This window comes from Arthrobacter sp. Y3224055, assembly GCF_059090825.1.
The window spans coordinates 1-5221 of record NZ_JBNHGB010000009.1 but is presented as its reverse complement, the minus strand read 5'-3'; the positions used below and the strand labels follow the sequence as shown (position 1 = coordinate 5221).

Annotated in this window: 3 rRNA genes; all 3 read left to right on the top strand. The window is 57.2% G+C overall.

The features are described 5' to 3' along the window. A 16S ribosomal RNA gene (locus AC5RTY_RS16835) occupies nt 1-1309 on the top strand; the annotation flags it as partial. Nucleotides 1310-1789: 480 nt separating this feature from the next. Further along, nucleotides 1790-4917: ribosomal RNA gene (locus tag AC5RTY_RS16830) — 23S ribosomal RNA — on the top strand. 170 nt (nt 4918-5087) lie between these two features. After that, nucleotides 5088-5204, top strand: a 5S ribosomal RNA gene (rrf, locus tag AC5RTY_RS16825). The last annotated feature ends 17 nt before the right edge of the window (nt 5205-5221 follow it).

Genomic DNA, 5221 nt, shown 5'->3' with positions numbered 1-5221 from the left:
GGTCATGGATGGACTCGCGGCCTATCAGCTTGTTGGTGGGGTAATGGCCTACCAAGGCGACGACGGGTAGCCGGCCTGAGAGGGTGACCGGCCACACTGGGACTGAGACACGGCCCAGACTCCTACGGGAGGCAGCAGTGGGGAATATTGCACAATGGGCGAAAGCCTGATGCAGCGACGCCGCGTGAGGGATGAATGCCTTCGGGTTGTAAACCTCTTTCAGCAGGGAAGAAGCGAAAGTGACGGTACCTGCAGAAGAAGCGCCGGCTAACTACGTGCCAGCAGCCGCGGTAATACGTAGGGCGCAAGCGTTGTCCGGAATTATTGGGCGTAAAGAGCTCGTAGGCGGTTTGTCGCGTCTGCTGTGAAAGCCCGGGGCTCAACCCCGGGTCTGCAGTGGGTACGGGCAGACTAGAGTGCAGTAGGGGAGACTGGAATTCCTGGTGTAGCGGTGAAATGCGCAGATATCAGGAGGAACACCGATGGCGAAGGCAGGTCTCTGGGCTGTAACTGACGCTGAGGAGCGAAAGCATGGGGAGCGAACAGGATTAGATACCCTGGTAGTCCATGCCGTAAACGTTGGGCACTAGGTGTGGGGGACATTCCACGTTTTCCGCGCCGTAGCTAACGCATTAAGTGCCCCGCCTGGGGAGTACGGCCGCAAGGCTAAAACTCAAAGGAATTGACGGGGGCCCGCACAAGCGGCGGAGCATGCGGATTAATTCGATGCAACGCGAAGAACCTTACCAAGGCTTGACATGGGCCGGATCGGGCTGGAAACAGTCCTTCCCTTCGGGGCCGGTTCACAGGTGGTGCATGGTTGTCGTCAGCTCGTGTCGTGAGATGTTGGGTTAAGTCCCGCAACGAGCGCAACCCTCGTTCCATGTTGCCAGCGCGTAATGGCGGGGACTCATGGGAGACTGCCGGGGTCAACTCGGAGGAAGGTGGGGACGACGTCAAATCATCATGCCCCTTATGTCTTGGGCTTCACGCATGCTACAATGGCCGGTACAATGGGTTGCGATACTGTGAGGTGGAGCTAATCCCAAAAAGCCGGTCTCAGTTCGGATTGGGGTCTGCAACTCGACCCCATGAAGTCGGAGTCGCTAGTAATCGCAGATCAGCAACGCTGCGGTGAATACGTTCCCGGGCCTTGTACACACCGCCCGTCAAGTCACGAAAGTTGGTAACACCCGAAGCCGGTGGCCTAACCCCTTGTGGGAGGGAGCCGTCGAAGGTGGGACCGGCGATTGGGACTAAGTCGTAACAAGGTAGCCGTACCGGAAGGTGCGGCTGGATCACCTCCTTTCTAAGGAGCTTCCTCGAACCTTTCCTGGCCTGTCATAGTGCGGGTTGGGTGGTTTGCAGGGCAAGCCCGTTGCGGACGCGTCTGTTGTCCGGCGGGTGCTCATGGGTGGAATATCAACGGATTCGGTGTCTTTCGCGGTTGGCCGCATGCCAGTACGGTGCCCTTTGGGGTGTTTGGAACGTGTGTGGTTGGTTTCGCGGGGGATGTCTTTTGGCACACTGTTGGGTCCTGAGGCAACAGGACCTTATTCTTGCAGCGATGTGAGGAGAGGGAAGAAGTTGGTTCCTCTTGTTTCCTGCGCTTGCCGCGCCGGCCGCCCCGTTTGGGGTGGCGGGGGTGGGGGTGACGGGGTTGTTGTTTGAGAACTACATAGTGGACGCGAGCATCTTAAAGCAATTTTTTTGATGAACCTGGTGGCTGAGTCGTCTTTTGACGGTTTGGTTGTCCTGGTTCTCTCGAATAGCTGATTTTGATCTTTGTGGTCAAGTTTTTAAGAGCACACGGTGGATGCCTTGGCATCAGGAGCCGAAGAAGGACGTGGGAATCTGCGATAAGCCTGGGGGAGTTGATAACCGAACGGTGATCCCAGGATGTCCGAATGGGGAAACCCCGCCCGGCGCGCGAGTGACCGGGTGACCCGTACCTGAACACATAGGGTGCGTGGAGGGAACGCGGGGAAGTGAAACATCTCAGTACCCGCAGGAAGAGAAAACAACAGTGATTCCGTCAGTAGTGGCGAGCGAACGCGGAAGAGGCCAAACCGGTCCATGTGTGATAGCCGGCGGGCGTTGCATGGCCGGGGTTGCGGGACTTTCCGCTGCTGTTCTGCCGGACAGCGAAAGTGAGTGCGTGCGTATAGGTGAACGGTCTTGAAAGGCCGGCCGGAGAAGGTGTAAGCCCTGTAACCGTAATGCGTGACGCCGCTTGGAGAGTATCCCAAGTAGCACGGGGCCCGAGAAATCCCGTGCGAATCTGCCAGGACCACCTGGTAAGCCTGAATACTACCTGATGACCGATAGCGGACAAGTACCGTGAGGGAAAGGTGAAAAGTACCCCGGGAGGGGAGTGAAACAGTACCTGAAACCGTGTGCTTACAATCCGTCGGAGCAGCCTTAGTAGCTGTGACGGCGTGCCTTTTGAAGAATGAGCCTGCGAGTTAGTGTTACGTCGCGAGGTTAACCCGTGTGGGGAAGCCGTAGCGAAAGCGAGTCTGAACAGGGCGTTGCAGTGGCGTGATCTAGACCCGAAGCGGAGTGATCTACCCATGGCCAGGTTGAAGCGCGTGTAAGAGCGCGTGGAGGACCGAACCCACTTCAGTTGAAAATGGAGGGGATGAGCTGTGGGTAGGGGTGAAAGGCCAATCAAACTCCGTGATAGCTGGTTCTCCCCGAAATGCATTTAGGTGCAGCGTTGCGTGTTTCTTGCCGGAGGTAGAGCTACTGGATGGCCGATGGGCCCTACAAGGTTACTGACGTCAGCCAAACTCCGAATGCCGGCAAGTGAGAGCGCAGCAGTGAGACTGTGGGGGATAAGCTTCATAGTCGAGAGGGAAACAGCCCAGACCACCAACTAAGGCCCCTAAGCGTGTGCTAAGTGGAAAAGGATGTGGAGTTGCCCAGACAACCAGGAGGTTGGCTTAGAAGCAGCCACCCTTGAAAGAGTGCGTAATAGCTCACTGGTCAAGTGATTCCGCGCCGACAATGTAGCGGGGCTCAAGTACACCGCCGAAGTTGTGGCATCAGCGTATTATCCAAGCCTTCGTGGTTCAGGAGCGCTGGTGGGTAGGGGAGCGTCGTGTGGGCAGTGAAGCTGCGGCGGAAGCCAGTGGTGGAGCCTACACGAGTGAGAATGCAGGCATGAGTAGCGAAAGACGGGTGGGAAACCCGTCCGCCGAATGATCAAGGGTTCCAGGGTCAAGCTAATCTGCCCTGGGTAAGTCGGGACCTAAGGCGAGGCCGACAGGCGTAGTCGATGGACAACGGGTTGATATTCCCGTACCGGCGAAAAACCGCCCATGCCAATCCGGTGATGCTAACCGCCCAAACCGTTCATCCGTGCCCTTCGGGGCCAGTATGGGCGGGGCGCGCGGGACCCGATCCGGGGAGGTAAGCGTATTAACAGGTGTGACGCAGGAAGGTAGCCGAGCCGGGCGATGGTAGTCCCGGTCCAAGGATGTAGGGTGAACGGTTGGCAAATCCGCCGTTCGTGAAGCCTGAGACCTGACGGGACCCCCGTATGGGGGGATTCGGTGATCCTATGCTGCCGAGAAAAGCATCGACGCGAGGTTTTAGCCGCCCGTACCCCAAACCGACACAGGTGATCAGGTAGAGAATACCAAGGCGATCGAGAGAATTATGGTTAAGGAACTCGGCAAAATGCCCCCGTAACTTCGGGAGAAGGGGGGCCCGGACCGTGAAGAAGCCTTGCGCTTCGGAGCGGGTAAGGGCCGCAGAGACCAGGGGGAAGCGACTGTTTACTAAAAACACAGGTCCGTGCGAAGTCGCAAGACGATGTATACGGACTGACTCCTGCCCGGTGCTGGAAGGTTAAGAGGACCTGTTAGCCCCTTTGGGGGCGAAGCGGAGAATTTAAGCCCCAGTAAACGGCGGTGGTAACTATAACCATCCTAAGGTAGCGAAATTCCTTGTCGGGTAAGTTCCGACCTGCACGAATGGAGTAACGACTTCCCCGCTGTCTCAACCATAAACTCGGCGAAATTGCACTACGAGTAAAGATGCTCGTTACGCGCAGCAGGACGGAAAGACCCCGAGACCTTTACTATAGTTTGGTATTGGTGTTCGGTGTGGCTTGTGTAGGATAGGTGGGAGACTGTGAAGCCCGGACGCCAGTTCGGGTGGAGTCATCGTTGAAATACCACTCTGGTCACTCTGGACATCTAACTTCGGCCCGTAATCCGGGTCAGGGACAGTGCCTGATGGGTAGTTTAACTGGGGCGGTTGCCTCCTAAAGAGTAACGGAGGCGCCCAAAGGTTCCCTCAGCCTGGTTGGCAATCAGGTGGCGAGTGTAAGTGCACAAGGGAGCTTGACTGTGAGAGAGACATCTCGAGCAGGGACGAAAGTCGGGACTAGTGATCCGGCGGCACATTGTGGAATGGCCGTCGCTCAACGGATAAAAGGTACCTCGGGGATAACAGGCTGATCTTGCCCAAGAGTCCATATCGACGGCATGGTTTGGCACCTCGATGTCGGCTCGTCGCATCCTGGGGCTGGAGTAGGTCCCAAGGGTTGGGCTGTTCGCCCATTAAAGCGGTACGCGAGCTGGGTTTAGAACGTCGTGAGACAGTTCGGTCCCTATCCGCTGCGCGCGCAGGAAATTTGAGAAGGTCTGTCCTTAGTACGAGAGGACCGGGACGGACGAACCTCTGGTGTGTCAGTTGTACTGCCAAGTGCACCGCTGATTAGCTACGTTCGGATTGGATAACCGCTGAAAGCATCTAAGCGGGAAGCCGGCTTCAAGATGAGATTTCCATCCCCTTCGTGGGGGAGAGGACCCCAGCCAGACCACTGGGTTGATAGGCCGGATGTGGAAGCGAGGACGAAAGACTCGTGAAGCTGACCGGTACTAATAGTCCGACAACTTACACCACACCACCCCCCTGGGGGTGGGTGATCAAAACATGCTACGCGTCCGCTATGTGGTTCCCAGACAACAACCGTTGTCGCACAGGGAACAAACAATTGAATACAGTTCCAAGCACAAGCTTGTAACCAACAGGTTTGCCGCCAACCCCCACCGGGGCGGGCGCGCACGAAGGGTTACGGCGGTCATAGCGTGGGGGAAACGCCCGGTCCCATTCCGAACCCGGAAGCTAAGGCCCACAGCGCCGATGGTACTGCACTCGGGAGGGTGTGGGAGAGTAGGTCGCCGCCGGACATTCTTTGAACACCGGG